At 74.1% G+C, this 21218-nt stretch carries 17 protein-coding genes, 1 tRNA gene and 1 pseudogene; 6 read left to right on the forward strand and 13 right to left on the reverse strand.

Going from position 1 to position 21218, the window contains the following annotated elements; genetic code table 11:
* Positions 1 to 26: 26 nt before the first annotated feature.
* Both ACWEPF_RS29260 and ACWEPF_RS29265 read right to left on the reverse strand, forming a co-directional pair.
* A complete protein-coding gene (locus ACWEPF_RS29260) occupies positions 27 to 755 on the reverse strand; it encodes a response regulator (protein ID WP_452174900.1) in 729 nt (242 codons plus the stop codon).
* Positions 752 to 1978, reverse strand: a complete 1227-nt coding sequence (locus tag ACWEPF_RS29265; RefSeq protein WP_452174901.1) for a sensor histidine kinase — start codon at positions 1976 to 1978, stop codon at positions 752 to 754. Before ACWEPF_RS29265 ends, ACWEPF_RS29260 begins: the two co-directional genes overlap by 4 nt.
* 132 nt (positions 1979 to 2110) lie before the next feature.
* Here ACWEPF_RS29265 and ACWEPF_RS29270 point away from each other — a divergent pair, with 132 nt between their 5' ends.
* Entirely contained in the window at positions 2111 to 3100 is a 990-nt protein-coding gene (locus ACWEPF_RS29270) for an SDR family NAD(P)-dependent oxidoreductase (protein ID WP_452174902.1), read from the forward strand.
* A gap of 137 nt (positions 3101 to 3237) precedes the next feature.
* Positions 3238 to 3879 carry a histidine phosphatase family protein gene (locus ACWEPF_RS29275; RefSeq protein ID WP_452174903.1) on the forward strand — a complete coding sequence of 214 codons (642 nt, stop codon included), beginning with the start codon at positions 3238 to 3240 and terminating at the stop codon, positions 3877 to 3879.
* A 24-nt stretch (positions 3880 to 3903) separates the two neighbouring features.
* Here the strand turns inward: ACWEPF_RS29275 and ACWEPF_RS29280 are convergent, their stop codons facing one another.
* Positions 3904 to 5301: a tetratricopeptide repeat protein gene (locus tag ACWEPF_RS29280; protein WP_345285802.1), complete on the reverse strand. Its 1398-nt coding sequence runs from the start codon at positions 5299 to 5301 to the stop codon at positions 3904 to 3906.
* Positions 5302 to 5587: 286 nt separating this feature from the next.
* Between ACWEPF_RS29280 and ACWEPF_RS29285 the strand changes: the two genes are divergently transcribed.
* Both ACWEPF_RS29285 and ACWEPF_RS29290 read left to right on the forward strand, forming a co-directional pair.
* Positions 5588 to 6028, forward strand: a complete 441-nt coding sequence (locus ACWEPF_RS29285) for a hypothetical protein (protein WP_345285804.1) — start codon at positions 5588 to 5590, stop codon at positions 6026 to 6028.
* A gap of 239 nt (positions 6029 to 6267) precedes the next feature.
* Positions 6268 to 7203 carry a spermidine synthase gene (locus tag ACWEPF_RS29290; protein WP_452174904.1) on the forward strand — a complete coding sequence of 312 codons (936 nt, stop codon included), beginning with the start codon at positions 6268 to 6270 and terminating at the stop codon, positions 7201 to 7203.
* Positions 7204 to 7245: 42 nt separating this feature from the next.
* Here ACWEPF_RS29290 and ACWEPF_RS29295 read toward each other — a convergent pair whose 3' ends face one another.
* The 5 genes from ACWEPF_RS29295 to ACWEPF_RS29315 form a co-directional block, all read right to left on the reverse strand.
* On the reverse strand, positions 7246 to 7866 hold the full coding sequence (locus ACWEPF_RS29295; protein ID WP_452174905.1) for a hypothetical protein: 621 nt from the start codon (positions 7864 to 7866) through the stop codon (positions 7246 to 7248).
* Positions 7867 to 8138: 272 nt separating this feature from the next.
* The gene (locus tag ACWEPF_RS29300; protein WP_452174906.1) at positions 8139 to 9611 is read right to left on the reverse strand and encodes a GH1 family beta-glucosidase; all 1473 of its coding nucleotides are present in this window, start codon (positions 9609 to 9611) and stop codon (positions 8139 to 8141) included.
* A 38-nt stretch (positions 9612 to 9649) separates the two neighbouring features.
* Positions 9650 to 10585 carry a carbohydrate ABC transporter permease gene (locus tag ACWEPF_RS29305; protein WP_452174907.1) on the reverse strand — a complete coding sequence of 312 codons (936 nt, stop codon included), beginning with the start codon at positions 10583 to 10585 and terminating at the stop codon, positions 9650 to 9652.
* 3 nt (positions 10586 to 10588) lie between these two features.
* Positions 10589 to 11584 (reverse strand): carbohydrate ABC transporter permease, encoded by a 996-nt coding sequence (locus tag ACWEPF_RS29310; RefSeq protein ID WP_452174908.1) that lies wholly within the window; start codon positions 11582 to 11584, stop codon positions 10589 to 10591.
* 97 nt (positions 11585 to 11681) lie between these two features.
* Positions 11682 to 12986, reverse strand: a complete 1305-nt coding sequence (locus ACWEPF_RS29315; protein ID WP_345285814.1) for an ABC transporter substrate-binding protein — start codon at positions 12984 to 12986, stop codon at positions 11682 to 11684.
* Positions 12987 to 13282: 296 nt separating this feature from the next.
* Between ACWEPF_RS29315 and ACWEPF_RS29320 the strand changes: the two genes are divergently transcribed.
* Entirely contained in the window at positions 13283 to 14353 is a 1071-nt protein-coding gene (locus ACWEPF_RS29320) for a LacI family DNA-binding transcriptional regulator (protein WP_345285816.1), read from the forward strand.
* A gap of 195 nt (positions 14354 to 14548) precedes the next feature.
* Here the strand turns inward: ACWEPF_RS29320 and ACWEPF_RS29325 are convergent, their stop codons facing one another.
* The 4 genes and pseudogenes from ACWEPF_RS29325 to ACWEPF_RS29340 all read right to left on the reverse strand — a co-directional run.
* On the reverse strand, positions 14549 to 14995 hold the full coding sequence (locus tag ACWEPF_RS29325) for a DUF4442 domain-containing protein (protein ID WP_380149304.1): 447 nt from the start codon (positions 14993 to 14995) through the stop codon (positions 14549 to 14551).
* A 114-nt stretch (positions 14996 to 15109) separates the two neighbouring features.
* Positions 15110 to 15185, reverse strand: a tRNA-His gene (locus ACWEPF_RS29330).
* 162 nt (positions 15186 to 15347) lie between these two features.
* Entirely contained in the window at positions 15348 to 15950 is a 603-nt protein-coding gene (gene orn, locus ACWEPF_RS29335) for an oligoribonuclease (RefSeq protein ID WP_452174909.1), read from the reverse strand.
* A gap of 365 nt (positions 15951 to 16315) precedes the next feature.
* Positions 16316 to 17515: pseudogene (locus ACWEPF_RS29340) on the reverse strand (helix-turn-helix domain-containing protein); the annotation flags it as partial.
* A gap of 1003 nt (positions 17516 to 18518) precedes the next feature.
* On the opposite strand from ACWEPF_RS29340, the gene ACWEPF_RS29345 reads away from it, so the two are divergent.
* Entirely contained in the window at positions 18519 to 19346 is an 828-nt protein-coding gene (locus ACWEPF_RS29345) for a GNAT family N-acetyltransferase (protein WP_452174910.1), read from the forward strand.
* Here ACWEPF_RS29345 and ACWEPF_RS29350 read toward each other — a convergent pair.
* Entirely contained in the window at positions 19327 to 20349 is a 1023-nt protein-coding gene (locus tag ACWEPF_RS29350) for an HAD family hydrolase (protein ID WP_452174911.1), read from the reverse strand. The genes ACWEPF_RS29345 and ACWEPF_RS29350 overlap by 20 nt on opposite strands.
* Positions 20350 to 21218 lie beyond the last annotated feature (869 nt).

Below are 21218 nucleotides of genomic sequence, written 5' to 3' on the forward strand. Positions count from 1 at the left end.
CTCGCACCCACCACCGACACTTCGGGTCAGGACGGCCCGACCCGGGATGCTCCGGGCGACCCGGGCGCGGCCGGCGGCCCCTGGTCGGTGGTGATGCCCGTGGCGACCGCGAGGACGGCGAGGCGGATCCGGTTGTCCCGGCCGGTCTTCGCCATCAGGTTCGCGACGTGCGTCTTGACCGTGGTGACGCCCAGGAGCAGGCGATCGGCGATCTCCCGGTTGGACAGCCCGCCGCCGACCAGGCCGAGCACCTCCCGCTCGCGCGGGGTGATGTCGGGCACCGCCGGGCGGTCGGAGCCGGCGTCGGGGCCGGGACCGGGAGCCTTGGCGGCCCGGGCGTCGACGGCGTGGCCGACCAACCGGTCGAGAGCGGCCCGGCTGAACGGGGCCTCGCCGTCCGCGGCCCGGCGCACGGCGTCGACCAGTTGGGCCGGTGGGGTGTCCTTCACCAGGAAGCCGCAGGCCCCGGCGGCGAGCGCCGGGTAGAGGTGGTTGTCGTCGTCGAAGGTGGTGAGCGCGACGACGCGGGTGGCGGGGCGGGCCGCCAGGATCCGGCGGGTGGCGGTGACGCCGTCCAGGACGGGCATCCGAAGGTCCATCAGGACGACGTCCGGACGGAGGCGTTCGGCCAGCCGCACCGCCTCGGCGCCGTTCTCCGCCTCGGCGAGGACCTCGATGTCGGGGGCCTGCTCGAAGAGCATGCGCAGGCCCATCCGGACCAGCTGCTGGTCGTCGGCCACCAGGACGCGGATCACAGTGTCTGCTCCGGGAGTCGTACGGGTGCGGGAGAGGCGGGCAGTTCGGCGGTGAGCGACCAGCCCCGCGGGGTCGGGCCCGCCTCCAGGCGGCCGCCGAGCAGGTCGACGCGTTCGCGCATGCCGACCAGCCCGTGCCCGGACGTGCCTCGGGCCGGGGCCGGTGGCGGGGCCGGCCGACCGGGACGACCCGCCCCGTCGTCCCGGAGCGTCAGGTGCACGGTGTCGTCCTCGGCCATCCGGACGGTCAGCTCGGCCCGGGTGCCGCTGCCGGCGTGCCGGGCGGTGTTCGCGAGGCCCTCCTGGGCCAGGCGGAGCACGGCGAGGCCGCGGACCGCGTCGAGGTGCGCGAGGGCCGGGTCCACGACGGCGGTGACCGTCAGACCGGTGCGGCGGCCGCCCTCCAGGACGGATTCCAGAGCGCCCGGCAGTGCCCCGGGCGTGACCAGGGCGGAGGCCGCACCGGGGCCCGCGACGCCGTCCGGATCGCGCAGCACGGCCACCAGGCGGCGCAGGTCGGCGAGTGCCTCGCTGCCGCTGGCGTGCAGGTCGTCGAAGACCTCGGTCACCCGCGGGTCGACGGTGGCGGCGGGGAGGACGTGCCGGGCGATGCCGACGCGCAGCACCATCGACGAGACGTGATGGGCCACCAGGTCGTGCAACTCGCGTGCGATGGTGGTGCGTTCGGCGGCGCGGGCGGCCAGCACCCGCTCTCCGGCGCCGGCCGCCTCCCGGGCCGCGTGCGCGCGGGCGTCGCGGGCGGCGTCGCGGGTGGTCCGCAGGTACGCGCCCAGGAGCAGCGGCAGCCCGGCCACGATGCCCATCTTGTAGAGCACGGAGGGGAGTTCGCCGGGGAGGTCGGCGAGGCGGTTCGCCGCGACGGCCAGGGCCAGCACCACCGAGCCGGCCACCGGACGGCGGCCGTGCTCCCGGACGGCCAGCTCGAAGACGGTGACGGCCGCGAGCACCTTCAACGCGGGGACGATGTCCGAGCCGAGCGCGTGCGCGGCGACGAGCAGGCCGGACAGCAGCAGCACCGCGCCGAACGTCCACCTGGCCGCGATCGCGCACAGGGCGGTCCCGGCCGCCGCGAGGGCCACGTCCCGGACACCGGAGGGCCGGTGCACCAGGAGGAGGTCACCGACCAGGACGCCGACCAGCGCCACCGTCCGCAGGGCGGCGAACCGTTGGTCGAACACCAGCTCCATGCCTGATCGGTTCACGCGCCTCACGATAGGCGGGTGTCCGCTCGCCCCGGGTCCTGCCGTGGGAGGAGGGAGCCTCCTCCCACGGGCCGCGAGGTCCGGCCCGTCGGCCGAGCCGGAAGCCCGGTGCGGACTGCGAGCGTGGTCGCCATGGAGACGAACGCGAACGGCAACACGAACGGGAACGACAACGGGACCGAGAGCGCGACGGGCGGCCCGAAGGCGGCCGGGCCGGGGCGGCGGGCCCTGCTCGGTGGCGCGGCCGCCGTCGGCGCGGCGGGCGCCCTGCTCGGCGCGGGTGCCCGGACGGCGAGCGCCGCTCCGGCGGGGCGGCGGGGCGGGGAAGGACGGTTCCAGGGCAGGTCGGTGCTCATCACCGGCGGTACCTCGGGCATCGGCAGGGCCACCGCCCGGGCCTTCGCGGCGGCCGGCGCCCACGTCGGATTCTGCGGCAGGCGGGCCGAGTTGGGACGCCAGGTGGAGCGGGAGATCCGGGACGCGGGCGGCGAGGCCACGTACGTGCGGGCCGACGTGCGGGAGGCCGGGCAGGTGCAGGAGTTCGTGGACCGGATCGCGAGCCGGTACGGCGGGATCGACGTGGCGTTCAACAACGCGGGCATCGGCAGCGCCAAGGCACCGCACGAGCTGAGCGTCGAGGAGTGGGAGGACGTCCAGGCCACCAACGCCAGGGGCGTCTTCCTCGCCGTCAAGTACGAGGTCCCGTACATGCTCGGGGCCGGGCGCGGCGTCATCATCTGCACCTCCTCCTCGGCGGCCGAACAGGCCCGGCCGACCAGCGCCGCGTACACCGCGAGCAAACGGGCCGTGCAGGGCATCGTGAAGGCCGCCGCGCTCGCCTACGGCCCCCGGGGCATCCGGGTCAACGCGCTCCTGCCGGGCACCACCGACACCCCCTTCGTCCGCCCGCCCGGCATCCCCGACGAGGCGTGGGCCGCCTACAAGAGGGCGTTCGGTCCGCTCAACATCGACGGACTGGAGCGGATGGCCGAGGCCGAGGAGATCGCGCGCGCCGTGCTCGGGCTCGCCTCCGACGACTTCCCCTACATGACGGGAGCCTCCGTCGCGGTGGACGGCGGCAGCACGGCCGGCCGGAAGATGGTCCAGCCGGGCCGGGCCTGAGTGGGTGGTGGAGGGCCCGGCAGCCGTGCCGGCTCCGGCGGTGGGGGATCATGGGGGTGTCGGCGACTCGATGGCGAGGCTGGCCGGTGCCCGTCTTGGCCGGGGAGGAACTGCCAACGAGTTGTGAGGAGCCGCTCATGCCCGCCCGTATCGTGCTCGTCCGCCACGGTGAGACCGCCTGGTCCGTCACCGGCCAGCACACCGGCCGCACCGACGTGCCGCTCACCGAGGAGGGCCGCGAGATGGCCCGTGCCCTCGGGGTCCGGCTGGCCGGCGCGCCGTGGCACGGCCTGCCGGAGGCGACCGTGTACACCAGCCCGCTCTCCCGGGCCCGGGAGACCTGTGAGCTGGCCGGTCTCGGCGCCCGCGCGGTGGACCGCGAGGAGTTGCTGGAGTGGGACTACGGCCAGTACGAGGGCCGGACCGGTCCGGACATCCGGGCCACCGACCAGCCCGGCTGGCTGATCTGGCGGGACGGCGTGCCCGGCGGCGAGGAGCTCTCCGAGGTCGCGGCCCGGGTGGACGCCTTCCTGGCCGGCCTGCACGAGGAGCACGGCACCCCGGAGCCGGACACCACCACCATGCACTGCGCCGACCACGACGTGGTGGTCTTCGCCCACGGGCACCTGCTGCGCATCCTGACGGCCCGTTGGCTGGGCCTGCCGCCCGAGTTCGCGCAGCGGTTCAAGCTGGGAACGGCCGCCCTCTCCGTCCTCTCCTGGGAGTACGGGGCCCCGGCGGTCGAACTCTGGAACGACCAGTCCCACCTCGGCAAGTAGCCGGACCCGACCCCGCCGCCGGGCTCAGGCGGCCTCGTGCGCGGCCAGGAAGGCCGCCACCTCCGGGACGGCCCGGTGCGCCCGCAGCTGCCGCGCCGTCCCGGAGAGCATGGCCCGGATCCGGGCCGAACGGACCTCGCCCAGCAGCGCCGTCGCCTCGGAGGCGAGCACGGCGGCCCCGGCCAGGTCCCCGAGTCCGAGCCGGTCGTGGGCCAACTCGGCGGTGTAGAGCACCCGGTTGCGGACGAAGTGCGGCTCCTGGAGGTCCACCGCCTGGCGGGCCAGCACCCCGGCCCGGTCCCAGACCTCCAGGGCGGACCAGCACTGGGACTCCAGCCCGGCGATCTCGGCCTCGCCGAAGAAGGTCATCCACTCCGGGTCGGCCTCCGCCTCGCCCTGGTCGAAGAGCGTGTACGCCCGCCCGAGCGCCCGCTCGCACGCCCCCCGGTCGCGCAGCAGTGCCCATGCCCCGGCCTCCCGCATGGCGAGCAGCGAGAGCAGCCGGGCGGAGTCGAGCCGGCGGGCGGCGGACTGCCCGGCCTGGGCGGCCCGCAGGGCCTCCCGGGCCCGGCCGGTGTCCCGGGCCAGGAAGGCGCTGTTGCAGAAGACGTGCGCCTCCAGGGCCGGGTCGTTGGCCATCCGGGCGGTGGCCAGCGCCTCGGCGTAGAAGGAACGGGCCTCCACGGTGCGGTCCGAGTCGTGTGCCAGCCAGCCCACCGAGATGGCCAACTCGCCGGCGCCGGACTGGAGTCGGCGCTCGGTGGCGGCGCCGTAGTCGCCGTCGTTGAGCAGCACGTAGGCACTGCGCAGGGACTGCCCGGCCAGCTCGAACAGGGTGTCGGCGCCGTGCACGTCGTCCAGCAACCGGATGTCGCGGACGGCCTGTTCGACGCCGCGCACCTCGGCGGAGCCGACCCGGCGCGGCGGCGGCACGGTGTGCCCGGGGGCGGTGGAGCGGGGAGCGGCCATGGCGGGACGGTCCAGGCCGAGGGCGGCGGCCAGCGAGGTGGGGGCCACCACGGTGGCCGGTCCGCCGGTCAGGAAGGTTCGGCGACGCAAGTCGTCGTGCTCCTCGTCGGGAAGGTACGGGGCGTCGAGCGGCGGCAGCCCGCCGGGACGAAGCCTCGGACCCGGGACTGACGGCGGGTCGGCCGCGCGGCGGCGGACCGCCGTACGCGGGGTGAACCCGAGCTCGGCCGGCGAGCGGTCGGGCCACATGTGCCGGAACACCCGCTCGTACGCGTAGTTGGGACAGCGGATCTCGCCGGACTCCACCCGGCCGACGTAGCGCGCGTCGCAGGAGACGTGCTCGCCGATCTCCCGGGCGGCCCGTCGGATCGCGAGCGCGAACTCGCCGGGGGAGAGGTCACCCCGGAGCGCTCGCATGGCGGCGTTGGGGACGGGTGGTCTCGTGGCTGCCATGGTGCTGCGCTCCGAGTCGGGGGTCTCGATCCAGCGCAGAGAGTACCGACTGTCACGGACCGGACACGTCCGGTTGTGGGTTGATGTACGGTCAATTACCCATAAAAGGGACAGAGTTGCGCTGAAATGCCATGAAGTGCCATGGGTTGCTGTACGTCAGCCCGTGGCCTTTCGGCACCCTTTCGCGTTGTCCTGATACATGGCGGCCCCTGGCCGACCCCACGCCGTCCGGCGCACCCGGACGAGCGGCCGGGGCCGCCGAGTTGACGAGGAGACAGGAGGGCCCATGGCCGCCGGACTTCCGCAGTACCGTCACATCACCGTCCCGGTCACCCCCAGGCCCGTCCGCCCCCTGCTCGCGGCGGCGCCGCTCGCGCCCGTCCTGCCCTCCTCCCCGGCCGGCTTCGACACCGTCACGGTGGCGGTCCGGCACGGCCTGGAGACGGTGGACATCCTGCGCCTGCGCCGCGCCTGCGGCACGGTCCTGCAGAGCGACGGCGGCACCGCCATCGCGTTCCTCGTCCCCGCAGGGGTGGCCGGGCAGTGGCACCTGCCCGGCACCTCCTGTACGCCGGGGGCCCGGCTGCTCCCCGCCACCGACCCGCGCTGGGTGATGCCGCCGTCCGGCCCCGGTGCGCTGGCCCGGCCGACCGACCCCTGGGTGCTCCGCTCCGGCCTCTGCGAGGCCGCCTGCACCCTGGCCGCCGGGGGCCTCGGGCCGTTCTGAGCCGAGCCGCCGCCTCCTGCCCCGGCCGCCGCCCACCTTCTCCGCCCCGCCTTCTCCGGCCCGTCCTCTCCGCCTCGTGCTCCCCGCCCGCCCCGCATCCGCGTGCTGAGGGCCCGTCGACTCCGAGGCAGGCCCGGCCCGGTCCGCCGGCCCGGCCTGTGGTTCCGTGCCGTGTCCCGCCCCGCTGACCTGCGGCTCCGTGCCGTGCCCAGGGCTGTCGTCCGGCGATAATGGCTGCCATGGGACGCAACCGGGCCGGTCGGGCTCGCACCGAGACCGAGCCGGACGCCGGCGCCGCCACCTCTGCCGCGTCCGCCACCGGCGCCGAGGGCCGTACCCACGCCCAGGGCCCACTGGCCCGGAAGGTCGCCTCCGGCATGGCCGAGCTGGTCCCCGACCGGGACCGCGCCCGGGCCTGGACGCTGCTGCTGGACGGAGCCCCGCAGTCCCTGGTGGACCTGGCGGACCCGACCCACCTCGGCTTCGAGTACCAGCGCCGCCTGGGCCACCTGATCGACCTGGCCGCCCCGCCCGGCCGTCCGGTCACCGTGCTCCACCTCGGCGGCGGGGCGCTCACCCTGGCCCGCTACACCGCCGCCACCCGCCCGAGGTCCCGTCAGCAGGTCGCCGAGATCGACCCCGAGCTGACCGAACTGGTGCGCGCCGAACTGCCGTTGGAGCGCGGATGGCAGATCAAGGTGCGCGGCGCGGACGCCCGTGCGGTGCTGGAACGCACTCCCGAGGGATCGGTGGACCTGGTGATCGTCGACGTCTTCTCCGGGGCCCGGACCCCGGCGCACTGCGCCACCATGGAGTTCGCCGCCCTGGCCGCCCGGGCGCTGGCCCCCGGCGGGCGGTACGCGGCGAACATCGCCGACGGCGGCGCGCTGCCCTTCGCCCGCTCCCAGGTGGCCACCCTTCGGGCGGTCTTCCCCGAGGTCTGCCTGATCGCCGATCCGGCGGTGCTGCGCGGCAAGCGCTTCGGCAATCTGATCCTGGCGGCCGCTCAGCAGGCGCTCCCGCTCGACGAGTTGGGCCGCCGGGTGGCCTCCGACTCCTACCTCGGCCGGATCGAACACGGCCGGGGGCTGGCCGACTTCACGGCCGGGGCGCTCCCGGCCACCGACGCCACGGCGGCGCCGTCCCCGACCCCGCCGCCCGGCGTCTTCCGATGAGCCGCAAGACCGCCGAGCCGTAGGGCCGAAGGGTCGCGGAGCTCAGTGCCCGCGCGGCAGGCCCTTGTGCTTGTACATCGCCGCCCCGGTGAGCAGCATCCCGGCCGCGATCGGCACCAGCACGGCGGTGAGCTCGCCCTCGATCTCCACCGGGCTGGCGGCGGCCAGTGCCACGTCCTCCTCCGGTGCGGCGAGCGACCAAGTGCCCTGCGGCAGCTGCACGGTGGCGGTCCGGACAGCGGATGCCGCCGGGCCGCCACCGTCGGTGGGGATCCGTGCCGGCCCGACCGCGGGGGCCGGTGCGGAGGCGGGGGGTTCGATCCTCGGCCGGGCGCCGGGCCCGGGCACCCCCGGCTCGTCCTCGGGGGTGGAGCGGGAGGCCCGCGGCCCGTCGCCGCGCGGCTGCGGCGGCACCGAGGGGAGCAGCACCGCCGCGATGGCGAAGGCGTCCGGCACGGTGGTGGCCTGGCCGGGCAGCGGGAGCCCGTCGGTCTTGATCCGCTCCTGGAGGGCCTTGGCCACCGAGGCGGTCTGCTGCTCCAGCACCGGGGTCGCGACCCCGGTCAGCTGGCCCAACAGGGCCGGGGCGTCCGCCCGTTGGACCAGGTCGGGCCCGAGCAGCCCGGCCACCGCCGAACCGTCCGCGGCGTACGCGACCCCCACTCCCAGCCCGAGGCCCCAGACGTGGGCGAGTACCGCCCCGCCGGCCGCCAGCGTCCTGGTGCGCGGCCGGGGCAGCCGCCCCCGCCCGGCGCCGGCATCGGCGCCGGTGACCGGGACGGCGCCCGCCCCGACATCCGTTCCGACGCCCGCCCCGGCACCCGCTACGGCCTCCGCCGCGGAGTCCGTACACTCGCCGTCCGGTCCCTCGACTCGCGGCTGCGCCACGTGGTTTGCTCGCACGTCAACAGAGAACGAAACCCCACCCGCGAAGGTCACGCCCCGTCGGTTCGGCGAGGTGCGTGCGCGGGGAGCGTTCCGGTACGGATCACCTCGGCGTACCAGTGCGCGCTGGCCTTCGGGGTGCGGGCCAGCGTCTCGTAGTCCACGTGCACGGCGCCGAAGCGCTTCGCGTACCCGTACGCCCACTCGAAGTTGTCCAGCAGGGACCAGAGGTAGTACCCCCGCACGTCGGCGCCGAGCTCCACCGCCCGGGCCAGCGCGGCCAGGTGGCCGTGCAGGTAGGCGATCCGGTCCTGGTCGTCCACCGTGCCGTCGGGGCCCACCCGGTCCTCGAAGGCGGCGCCGTTCTCGGTGACCAGCATCGGCAGGCCGGGGTGGTCGCGGTGGACCGCGAGCAGCAGGTCGGTCAGGCCGCTCGGGTCGATCGGCCAGCCCATCGCGGTCACCTCGCCGGGGGCGAGGTGGAAGGCCACCTCGTCGGCGCCCGGCCAGGGGGAGTGCGCGCTGGCGCCGTGGCCGTCGTGGCGGGGCAGGTGTGCGGCGCTGGCGGCGCTCGAAACCACCGTCGGGGTGTAGTAGTTGATGCCCAACAGGTCGATCGGGCGGGAGGCCTCGGCCAGGTCGCCCGGCTGCACCAGGGCGTCCCAGTCGACCAGGTGGGCGGTGTCGGCGAGCAGGTCGGCGGGGTAGGCACCGTCGAGCATCGGGCCGGTGAAGATCCGGTTGCCGACGGCGTCGATCCGGCGGGCCGCGTCCAGGTCGGCCGGGTCCCCGGTGAGCGGGCGGACCTGGTGCAGGTTGAGGGAGACGGCGAGCTGCGCGGTGCGGGGGAGCGCGGCGCGCAGGGCGCCGACGGCGAGGCCGTGGCCGAGGTTGAGGTGGTGGGCGGCGCGCAGGGCGTCGGCCGGGTCGGTGCGGCCGGGGGCGTGCACGCCGGAGCCGTAGCCGAGGAAGGCGCTGCACCAGGGCTCGTTGAGGGTGGTCCAGGTGGAGACCCGGTCGCCGAGCGCCTCCGCCGCCAGGGCGGCGTACTCGGCGAAGCGGTACGCGGTCTCCCGGGCGGGCCAGCCGCCGGTGTCCTCCAGGTGCTGGGGGAGGTCCCAGTGGTAGAGGGTGGCGACGGGGGTGATGCCGTGGGCCAGCAGTTCGTCGCACAGGGCGCGGTAGAAGTCCAGGCCGTGCTCGACGGCGGGGCCGCGGCCGGTGGGCTGGATGCGGGGCCAGGAGAGCGAGAACCGGTAGGCGGTGAGGCCGAGTTCGGCCATCAGCCGGACGTCCTCGCGGAAGCGGTGGTAGTGGTCCACGGCGATGTCGCCGGTGTCCCCGCCGGCCACCTTGCCCGGGGTGTGGCTGAAGGTGTCCCAGATCGAGGGGGTGCGGCCGCCCTCGGCGGCGGCGCCCTCGATCTGGTACGCGGCGGTGGCGGCGCCCCAGGCGAAGCCGGGCGGGAAGGCCGGGCGGAGGGTCGCCTCGGTGCCGAGCGGGCCGGGGTCGGTCACGGTCATAACGGGAGCGCTCCCAAGGTAGAGGGGCTGACGCGCGGTCAGCTCTTGACGGCACCGGCGGTGATGCCGCCGACGATGTGCTTGCCCAGGACGGCGAAGATCAGCAGCAGCGGCAGGGTGCCGACCAGGGCGCCGGTCATGATGACCGCCTGGTTGATGTCGTACGCGCTGCCGCCGCCGATCGCGGAGAGCGCGACCTGCACCGTCGGGTTCTGCTGGGTGAGCACCACGAAGGGCCAGAAGAAGTCGTTCCAGGACTGCACGAACACCAGCATGCCCAGCACCGCCATGGCCGGCCGGGCGATCGGGAAGACCACGTGCCAGACGATCCGCAGGCTGTGCGCACCGTCCATCCGGGCCGCCTCGACCAGCTCCACCGGCAGGGCCTCGGCCAGGAACTGGCGCATGAAGAAGACCCCGAAGGCGGCCACCAGGGAGGGCAGGACCACCGACTGCAGCTGGTTGCCCCACTCCAGGTCGGTGATGATCCGGTAGAGCGGGATCACGCTCAGCTGGGGCGGGATGGTCATGGTCGCCACCACCACGGTGAGCAGGGCGTTGCGGCCCCGGAACGGCAGTTTGGCGAAGGCGAAGCCGGCCAGGGTGGAGAAGGCCACGGTGGAGAGCGAGACCAGGCCGGCCACGATGGTGGAGTTGAGCAGCGCCTTCCCCATCGCGGCCTGCTCCCAGACGGTGGAGACGTTGGCCCAGAGCGAGCCGCCCGGCAGCAGCGGCGGCGGGGACTGGGCGACCCGCTCACCGGTGTGGGTGGCGGCCACGAAGGTCCAGTAGAGCGGGAAGAGGGAGACCACGGCGGCCAGGCCGAGCAGCAGGTAGCTGACCGGGCCCGCCTTGTCCTGGTCGCCGGCCCCGGCCCGGAACCGCCACCTGGTGGCGGGCGCCGGCCGGGCGGCGGCGGGGCCGGGCGTCGTGGTGGGTCCGGAGGGCGTGGTGGGGGTGCTCAGGGTGCTCATCGCTCAGGCTCCCAGCTCGGTGCGGCGGCGGCGCCGGGCGATCAGCAGGTTGACCGCACCGACCAGCAGCAGGATCAGCAGCATCGTCCAGGCCACCGCCGAGGCGCGGCCCAACTGGCGGTTGGGCCAGCCGAGTTCGTACAGGTACAGGCTCAGGGTCTGGAACTGGTGCGCGGAGCCGCCGCTCACCCCGACACCGCCGCCGAACAGCATCGGCTCGCCGAACAGCTGGGTGGCGCCGATGGTCGAGACGATCACCGTGAACAGGATGGTCGGCCGGATCGAGGGGATGGTGATCCGGGTGAACTGCTGCCAGCGGGACGCCCCGTCGAGGGCGGCCGCCTCGTACAGGTCCTTCGGCACGGCCTGCATCGCGGCCAGGTAGATCAGCGCGTTGTAGCCCGTCCAGCGCCAGGTCACGATGGTGGCGATGGCGATCTGCGAGGGCCAGGTGTCGGCGAACCAGTCGGTGCGGTCGAAACCCAGTGCGGAGAGTGCCCAGTTGACGATGCCGTAGTCCGGGTTGAACAGCTGGACGAAGACCAGGGTGGCCGCCGCGATCGAGGTCGCGTACGGGGCGAGCACCGCCACCCGGAGGAAACCCCGGCCGCGCAGGCGGTAGTTGAGCAGGTGCGCCAGGCCGAGGGCCATCAGCAGCTGCGGGACGGTGGACAGGACGCCGATGGTGAAGGTGTTCCGCAGCGCCGTCCAGAACTGCTCGCTCCCCCACAACCGGGTGTAGTTGCCGAGGCCGCGCCACTCCATGACGTCCGGGGTGAGCAGGTCCACCTGGTGCAGGGAGAGCCAGCCGGTCCAGATCAGCGGGACGAGACCGAAGGCGGCGAAGCAGAGGAAGAACGGGGCGACGTAGGCGTAGGGCGCGGCCTTGAGGTCGAGCCGGTACAGGCGGGAGCGCCGGCTCGACGGTGCCGCCGGACGGTGGCCGGTGCGTTCGGCACGCTCGGCGCGTTCGGTGCGGGGTGGGGCGGGGGTGGCCACGGGGCGTCCTCCCGGGGTGGTGGGGCACCACCCCGGCCGACGGGCCGTCAGGGGCTCGCGGCCGGGGTGGCGGCTCGGAACTGGTGGGCGTCGGGCGTCAGTTGGTGATCTTGTCGTCGATCGTCTTCAGCACGTTCTGCCAGGCCTTGGCCGGGTCGGTGCCGTGCTCCTCGATGTCGAGGATCCCGTTGTCGGTGATGATGGTCTTGGCGGTGCCGTCGTCCGGGCCGATCTTCGCGGGCTGGATCGAACCGGCCGCGGCGGCGTAGATCTTGCCGGTCGGGGTGTCACCGAAGTAGTCCAGCGTCGCCGACTGCACGGCCGGGAGCTTGAGTCCGGCGGCGGTCGAGGGCAGGTTGCCGACCTTGGTGAAGACCTTGGCCTGCTGCTCCGGCGCGGTCAGCCAGGCGGCCAGCTCGGCGGCCTCCTTGGTGTGCTTGCCGGCCTTCGGCACGGTCAGGAAGGCCCCGCCCCAGTTGGCGGCGACCGGCGCCGCGGCGATGTCCCACTTGCCCTTGCCGGCCTCGCCGGACTGCTTGCTGACGATGCCGGTCATCCAGGACGGGCAGACCACGGTGGCGAACTTGGCGTTGGCGAACGCGGACTCCCAGGGCTTCTGGAACTGCCGCAGCCCGGCGCTGATCTTCGCCTGCGAGGCGGCCACCGAGAGGGACCAGGCCTTCTGCACGCTGGCGCTGCCCTTGACGTCCAGCTTCCCGGAGGCGTCCGAGTACTGCTGGGCGTCGCTGGAGATCACCGCGTTGAACAGGCCGCTGGCCGAGTCGGTGAAGAAGGTCCCCGCCGGGGCCTTGGCCTGGTACTCCTTGCCCTTGTCGACGAACTTCGACCAGTCCCCGGCCCAGAGCGCGCCGACCGCCTCCCGGTCGGTGGGCAGCCCGGCCTGCTGGAACAGGTCCTTGCGGTAGCAGATCGCCATCGGGCCGATGTCGGTGCCGAGGCCGATCAGCGCACCCTGCGCGGTGGTCGCCTGCTGCGACTTCCAGGGCAGCCAGGCCCCGGCGCTGACGCCCTCGGTCTTGCCGAGGTCGACGAACTTGTCCGCCAACTTGCCGGTGGCCTGGGCGATGTAGCCCACCTCGACGGCCTGGACGTCGGCCAGGCCGCTGCCGGCCGCGAGGCGGGTGGTGAGCGCGTCCCAGTACTTCTGGCCGTCCTGGGCGGTCTCGTACTTGACGGTGATGTTCGGGTGGGCCGCCATGTACTCCTGGTAGAGCCCTGCTTCCTGGTAGCCGAAGGTGCCGAAGTCGCCGACGGTGAGGGTGATCTTGCCGCCCGCGGAGTCGCCCGCGGAGCCTCCGGCGGCGCTGGAGCAGCCCGTCAGTACGAGGGCGGCGGTGGCGAGGGCGGCGGCTCTGTGGGGGAGGGCGGTGCTGCGGCGCATGGCGTTCTCCTTGGTCCGGGTGGGAAGGTATGAGAGTGTGGGAGCGCTCCCATGGGTGCCTGCCGGAAGGTTGCTGGCTGGCGGGGGTGGGTGTCAAGAGCAGTTGCCGGATCGTTTTCGGTTCGACCGTCGGACCGGTCCGACGACCGGCCGGTGGATCGGAGGGCGGATCGGAGGGTGGGCCGGTGTCCGCCCGTCGGGTCCGGGGTCGGTGCGCTGCCCCTCGCACCGGCCACAATGAGCAGCGAACAGCCCGATCACGTGCCCGATCACGTACGCGTCCCACGAGGTGAGCGATGAGCCAGACCGCCGCACAGCGCCCGACGGGGCCCCGGGGGGAACCGGGGGCCGGCCGGACCACGGCCCGCCCCACCCTGGAGGAGGTCGCGGCCCTCGCCGGGGTCGGCCGGGGCACCGTCTCCCGGGTGGTCAACGGCTCCCCGCGGGTGAGCGACAAGGCCCGCGAGGCCGTCAACGCCGCCATCGCCGAGCTCGGTTACGTCCCCAACCGGGCCGCCCGCACCCTGGTCACCTCGCGCACCGACTCGATCGCCCTGGTGGTGCCGGAGGCGGAGACCAGACTGTTCTCGGAGCCGTACTTCTCCGACATCATCAGCGGGGTCTCGGCGGAGCTCGCCGAGACCGACATGCAGCTGCTGCTGATCCTGGTCCGCAACCAGCGCGAGCGGGAACGACTTTCGGCCTATCTGACCGCGCAACGGGTGGACGGCGTACTGGTGGTGTCGGTGCATCAGGACGACCCGCTGCCGGCCCTGCTGGAGAGCCTGGAGATTCCCTCGGTGCTCGCCGGGCGCCGGGGCGACCTGGAGCCGCTCAGCTACGTCCACGCCGACAACGCGGGCGGGGCCAGGATGGCCGTCCGGCACCTGCTGCGGCGCGGATGCGAGCAGGTCGCCACCATCACCGGGCCGATGGACATGGAGGTGGCCAGGGCCCGGCTGGCCGGGTACCGGGGGGCGCTGGAGGAGGCCGGGCGCCCGTATCGGGAGGAGCTGGTGGTGCTCGGCGACTTCACCGAGGAGGGCGGGCGGCTGGCGATGCGCGAGCTGCTGACGCGCCGTCCGGAGGTGGACGGGGTGTTCTGCGCCTCGGACGTGATGGCGGCGGGGGCGATGCAGGTGCTCCGGGCCGCCGGGCGGCGGGTGCCGGACGACGTGGCGGTGATCGGCTTCGACGACTCGATCGTGGCCCGGCACACGGAGCCGGCCATGACCAGCGTGCGGCAGCCGATCGAGGAGATGGGGCGGACGATGGCGCGGCTGCTGCTCGACGAGATCGCGGAGCGGGGGCGGGCGCGGCGGCAGGTAGTGCTGGCGACCGAGCTGGTGGTGCGGGACTCGGCCTGACAGGGCGCTGCCGTGCTCGGGTGGAGGCTCCGGTCCCGGCGCTGGACCCGGCCTGGGGCTTGGCTCCCTGCTCCGGCCTCGGCTCCGTGCCCGGCCCCGGCTCCGTGCCTTGCTCTCGGCCCCGGCCCGGGTGAATGTGATGTGGCTCACCCGGGCCGGGGTCGAGGGCGGGGCTGACGTCGGGTCAGGCTCCGGTCAGGCGTTCGGGCGCAGGGTCCAGGAGATCTTCATGGTGCTGGTGACGTCGCCGTCCTCGCGCGTGACGTCCACGGTGACCTCGAACTCCGGGCGCTCGCCCTTGTCCAGCTCGGCGACCACGTCGGCGACCGGGCGGCCGAGGGTCGCGGTGGCGGTGAGCGGGCCCTTGGCCAGCTTGAGGTAGGCGGTCTCGGTCTTCACGACCAGCGGCACGGCCCGGCCCAGCTGGTCGCCGAAGGCGGCCAGGACGATGCAGCCGCTGGCGGTCTCGGCCAGCGTGAACATCGCACCGGCGTGCGGGCCGCCGACGTGGTTGCGGTACTCGGGCCGGTCCGGGAAGCGGAGCACGGCGCGCTCGGGGGTGGTCTCCAGGTACTCCAGGCCGAGGGTGTGGGCCATGGGGACGGTGGAGTCGAGCAGCTGGCCGATCTGGGTCATGGTCATGGGCGCGATGTTACTAGCCGGTAGGAAGTGGGGGTAGTGCCTGCCCGGTGATCGTCTGCGGGAACGCGAAAAGCCTTCAGGGCCTGGTCCGTTGAGACCAGGCCCTGAAGGCGATGGGGTGAGTGACGGGACTCGAACCCGCGGCCACCTGGACCACAACCAGGTGCTCTACCAACTGAGCTACACCCACCATCTGTCCGGGGCGTTCCCGCTCCGACAGGAAGAACTCTACAGGATCGGAGAGGGTGCTCGCGCCAGGGTTTCGGTGACGGGTGGTCGAGGGCCGCTGGTCAGCCCGCCGGAGGGGCGGGCCGGGCCCCGGTGGCGGTGCCGGCCGGTGTCCGGCGGTCCGTCAGGTCGTCGGCAGCTGGTACTTGGCGGCGATCGTCCGGGCGGCGTCGGTGTCCGGACCGGGCTGGGGGACGAACACCGCCTCGCGGTAGTAGCGGAGTTCGGCGATGCTCTCCCGGATGTCCGCCAGGGCGCGGTGGTTGCCGCCCTTCTGCGGGCTGTTGTAGTAGGCCCGCGGGAACCAGCGGCGCGCCAGCTCCTTGATCGAGGACACGTCGACGATCCGGTAGTGGAGGTGGCCCTCCAGGGCGGGCATGTCCCGGGAGAGGAAACCCCGGTCGGTGGCCACCGAGTTGCCGCAGAGCGGGGTCTTGCCGGCCTCGGGCGCGTGCTCGCGGACGTAGGCGAGCACCATGGCCTCGGCCTCGGCCAGGGTCACGCCGTTCTCCAGCTCGTCGAGCAGGCCGGAGGAGGTGTGCATGGTGCGCACCACGTCCGGCATGTTCTCGAGCGCGGCGGCGGGCGGACGGATGATGACGTCCACGCCCTCGCCGAGGACGTTGAGTTCGGAGTCGGTCACCAACGCGGCGACCTCGACCAGGGCGTCCCGGTCGAGGTCGAGCCCCGTCATTTCACAGTCGATCCATACCAGGCGGTCATTCACGCCCCTCAGCCTACGGCGCGATCCCTCGAGCCGGACAGTTGTCGCCCCGGTGCGGGTTCGGTGCCGTTGCCCGTGGCGGGGCGTTCGGCGTGTTGGCCGTGCTGCTCGGGGTGCTCCTGGTACGTCCGGTCGGAGCGCGGCGCGGACGGCGGTGCGCCGTCCGGGCGGTGACCCTGCGCCAGGTCACGGGCCGTCGGCTGGCCGGGGCCCTGACCGTGGCCGGGGCCGTAGCCCTCCTCGGTGGCGGCCGCGTGGGCGTGCTCGACGCCCGGCGCGGAACCGCCGACGGGGACGGCCGGTGCGTGCTGCCGGGCGCCGGCACCGCCGCCCGGGCGCTGGTGGCCGTGCTGGGGGGCCTGGCCGCCCTGGGACGGGACCAGTGGACGCGTCGGACCGTTCGTCAGGTGCGGTGCGCCGTGCGGTGCCATGGCCGGACGGTCCGCAGGGTGGGCCTGCGGGGGGACCGTCGCGACGGCGGTCTGACCCGGTGCGGTGCCGGCGGAACCGGGTACGGCCCCGCCGGCCAGGGAGGCCCCGCTCGCGGAGCTTCCGGCCGGGAGCGGACGCCTGGCCCGGTAGCTGGTCCGGTACGCGGCGGGGGAGACCCCGAGCTGCCGACGGAAGTGCCCGCGCAGCGCGACCGGGGAACGGAAGCCGCAGCGGCGCGCGACGTCGTCCACCGAGAGCTCGGACGCCTCCAGCAACCGCTGTGCCTGGAGCACCCGTTGGGTGATCAGCCACTGCAGCGGGGCGCTGCCGGTGAGCGTGCGGAACCGCCGGTCGAAGGTGCGGCGGCTCATGTAGGCGCGGGCGGCCAGGACCTCGACGTCGAACTGCTGGTTGAGGTTCTCCAGGGCCCAGGTCACGACCTCGGCGAGCGGGTCGTTGCCGATCTCCTCAGGTAAAGACTGATCGATGTACTGGGCCTGTCCTCCGCCGCTGCGGCGGTTGGGCACCACCAGGCGGCGGGCCAGGGCGTTGGCCGCCTCGGCGCCGTGGTCGCTGCGCACCACGTGCAGGCAGAGGTCTATCCCGGCGGCGGTCCCGGCGGAGGTGAGCACGTCGCCGTCGTCGACGAAGAGCTCGCGCGGATCGACGTGGACCTTCGGGTAGCGCTTGGCCAGCGTCGGCGCGTACATCCAGTGGGTGGTGGCCGGGCGGCCGTCCAGGAGGCCGGCGGCGGCCAGCACGAAGGCGCCGGTGCAGAGGCCGATGATCCGGGCGCCCTCGTGGTGGGCCTTGCGCAGGGCGGCGATCGCCTCCTGCGGGGGCGGCTGCGAGATCGAGCGCCAGGCCGGGACGACGATGGTGCCGGCCCGGGCGAGCGCCTCCAGGCCGTACGGGGCGGTGAGGGTCAGCCCGCCGGTGGTGGCGAGCGGTCCGTCCTCACCGGCGCAGACCAGCAGGCGGTACCGGGGGACTCCGGCGTCCTGGCGGTCCACGCCGAAGACCGAGAGCGGGATCGAGCTCTCGAAGATCGGGGCCCCGCCGAAGATCAGGACGGCGACCGTCTCGCGCCGTCGGCGGCCGGAGAGCTTGCGCGCGGCACTGCTGTGGCCGAGCAGTCCGTTTCCGGACGGGGTGACGGGCGGTTCGACGGCGACCGCGGTTCCGGCGGCGCCGGTCGGGGCGTTGTGGCCAGCATGGCCGGAGTGACCGCCGCGGCCGCCGTGACTCCCGGAGGCGGCGGCCTGCGAGAACTGGTTGTGCGTCAGTTGTGCTGCTGCCTGCGGGGACTGACCGGCCGACAGGGACGCGAGGGGCGAAGGCGAGCGCCGGGCAGCGGAGTTGGTGTGCTGCGACGGCGGGGCCGACTGGCTCGGGGCGGCGAGGGGGACCGGGGAGTGGCCCTGGTGGGCGCCGTACTGCGGTCCGTGCGGATGCCCGAACTGCGCTCCGAGCGGGGAGCCGTGCTGCGGGGCGTGCTGCGGGTGCGGGCCGAGGTGCGAACCCGGGGGCGGTGGGCTGGGCTGGTGCGGCGCGGTCTCTCTCGACGAGCGGATCGTGAAGCCGGCCGACGGCTGGCCGCCGCCAGGACCCGTATCGCTCCTGCTCACCCTGCTCAAGGCGCTCCAGCCCCCTCGGTGGTGTGGTGTGGTGGTGCCGTGGTGCCCAACTACTCGCCCTGCTGGCCCTGCTCGCCAAGATCGAATCTACTGGGTGGACCGTCACCGTTGTGACAAGTTCACCATCCGACGCTATGTCGACATGGCAATTTGGCGTGATGCATTCGATCACGAAGCGTGGCAGGCGTCGACCCCCCTGTGAAGAGGGCGGGGAGTTCGATGGCTGGTTGCCGCACGACCGACCGCCCAGTGGGGCCGGAGAACGTGCCGCGTCGAGCGGTCTGGTCTGCGGCTTTGCCGAACGGTGCGCGCCGGTAACGAGATTGACTGAAAACCGCCGGTACGTGAAGGGGGCGCGCGTCGGGGAATCGTGCGCCGGTGGGCGCTGGGTGGCTCGGACGTGTCGGTGAGGTGGAGGGCGCCCGAGCCGGCCCCGAGCGGGGTGTGACCTGGGTTTCCGTTTGGGCCGCGGCGCGACGGGCCGGGATCGTATGGTCGGAACATGACGAAGATCGGTCGACTCGAACAGGCCAACGACAACGCCGCCGGCTTCTGGCTGGCCCAGGCCCGCGCCCAGGGTTGGGAGTCCGAGCGGCGGGAGGGCTTCGCCGCCGTGCGGTGCACCAGGAACGCGACCGACACCCACCGCGTGGTGGTCACCCGCCCGTACGGGGCGGACACGGCGGCTGACGGGCAGTCAGGCGGGCGGTCCGCCGGGGCGGCGGCCCTGCAGGCGGAGCTGGCCGAGCTGTTCGAGAAGTGGGGCACCACGCGGATGGTGGTGGAGGACCCGTACGGCGGGCTCGACTTCGCCGCGGGTGGCTGCACGCCGACCCGGCCGATGAACGTCATGGTCCGTGAGCCGGAGGCCTCCGAGGCCTCCGCGGCCCCGGAGGCCTCCGTGGCGGCCGTCGCGGCAGGGCTGCGTCCGGGAGTGACGGTGGAGGAGATCGGCTCGGCGGCCGAACTCGCCGAGCTGGAGCGGGTGGTGGTGGACGGCTTCCCGTTGGAGGAGCACCAGCCGTGGCGTGCCGGTGCGGTACTGCCGGCCGCGCTGTTGGCCGAGCCGGGCTACCGGGCCTGGCTCGGCCGGGTCGAGGGCGTCCCGGCCGCCGCCTGCATGACCTACGACGACGGCGAGACGGTGGGCGTCTACTGGGTCGCGACCCTGTCGACCCACCGCTCGATGGGCCTGGGACGGGCCGTCCTGACGACCGCCCTCGCGGCGCAGCCGGGGCGGGTCTTCACCCTGGTGGCCACCCTGCTCGGTGAACCCCTGTACCGGCAGCTGGGGTTCGTGGAGCGCGGTGCTACGCGCTGGTGGCGCTGACGCTCGGCATCGGGGCGGGGACGGGGACGGGGACGGGGACGGGGGTTCCCGGGCCGGTCGGTGCGGGTGGGCTGCTCGGCGTGGCCGGGCCGCTCGGTGCGCGGAGGGGGGTGACGTCGGCGACCCCGGTTCGGTTCTTGTGCCGGAGGTCGTGGCGCGGTTCGGAGCCGGCCTCTGCCCGAAGGGCGGTCCGGGGTTCGCCGTGCGGCCGGGGCTCGGCGTGGAGCCGGGACTCGCTGTGGATCCGGGGTTCGCCGAGGAGCCGGGCCTCCGGCCGGGTGTGCGGGGCCGAGGTGGCGGTACGGCGTGCGGTGGCCGCGGTGCTCGCGCCGGTCGGGGCGGAGCGGGCGGAGAGGATCAGCCCGACGGCCTCCGGGAGGCCGGCCGCACTGAGGGTCGGGCGGTAGCCGGGTTCCGACCACGGGCGACCGTGGTGGAGCCAGACGCTGCGCAGGCCGGTGAGCTCGGCGCCGGCGATGTCGGCGGGGGCGTGGTCGCCGACCATCCAGGTCCGGTCGGCCCAGTCGCCGGTCGGCGTCACGCCGCAGCGCTGGGCGGCGATCTCGAAGATCCGCGGATCGGGCTTGAGGCAGCGCGCCTCCTCGGAGATCACCCAACCGTCGACCAAGGCGCTGAGCCCGGCCCGCCGGATCTTCTCCAACTGGGGGCCGGTGCCGCCGTTGCTCACGATGCCGATGAGCCAGCCGGCGGACCGGGCCGCGTTGAGCGCGGCGAGGTGGGAGGGCGGGCAGTGGATGTGGGAGTTGATGCCCCGCCGGTAGTGGCCGAGCAGGGAGTCCATCGAGCGGTCCAGGCCGTAGCGGCGCTTGGCGGCCCCGAGTACGGTGCTGCGGGGTACGTAGCCGCCGCCGTCGATGGTCGTGAGCCAGCCCAGGTCGGCGGCGGGTAGCCGGTGCTCGGCCAGGAAGTCCCGGGCCCAGGCGCGGAAGGCGGCGTCCCGGGGCAGCAGGGTGTTGTCGAGGTCGAGCAGCAGCAGCGGCATGCGGTGCATGCTGCCAGCAGGCCGGAGTATGCATCAGGCAATTGCCGCGTTACCCTCCGTGCCGCCTCGAATTGGCCGGAAGCGGTTGCCCGGTGGGGGATCGGCGGAGGCCAGAGGTTTGACCGGCGGCGGGGGTGGGACCGCGCGGCGGTCGCCGGCGCCGAACGGTGGGGGCACGTGACGTGCACGTATATAGAGGAGAGCCGGGCGCATGCCGTGGGCCGGCCGCGGCGCCGGTGCGCCAACCGGACGGTGACAGTCGGATCACGGTGTACCGGGGCCCTGTTGCGTCCAGGGGCTTCCTCGGCGAAGCTCCAGGGAACCTTCACCGAAGGGCCCTGGCGCACGGGCTCGACGGTGGGGCGCGAAGAACCGGGAACGCGCGACTCCGTTCGCGGGATTCCTTGCCGTTCAAGGGCTCTGCCGCTGGGCGCGGCCCGGGGCCGGTCGTACTCTGAGAGGAACAGGTCACATTCGGTGGTGCTCGGCGGAGACCGGCTCGATGGCTCGGGTGGACCTGTTGCCCGGGCATTCGTGCCCCGTTCTGTCGGCCCATTCCACTCGAAGAGCTTTGAGCCATGGTCGATTTTGAGCTCCCCGAACCGGCGGACGCCGCTCTCGGTGCCCGGATCGAGGAGGAGTTGCGCGCCGGCGGTCCGGGTGCGCCCGGCAGGTCGGGCGGATCGGGCACGTCGGACGCAGTGGACACATCCGGGGCCGAACGGTCCGGACGGGTCGCAGGCCCCCGGGCCGTCGCCGTCCCGGCCAGGGACGTCGTGCGCCGGGGCCGGCTGTGGCCGCGCCAGCGGTGGCTGGGCCGCCGGGGCGAGGGTCGCGGTGGAAGCAGTGAGGGGGCTGCGATGACGGAC

It is taken from the genome of Kitasatospora sp. NPDC004289, assembly GCF_053602875.1.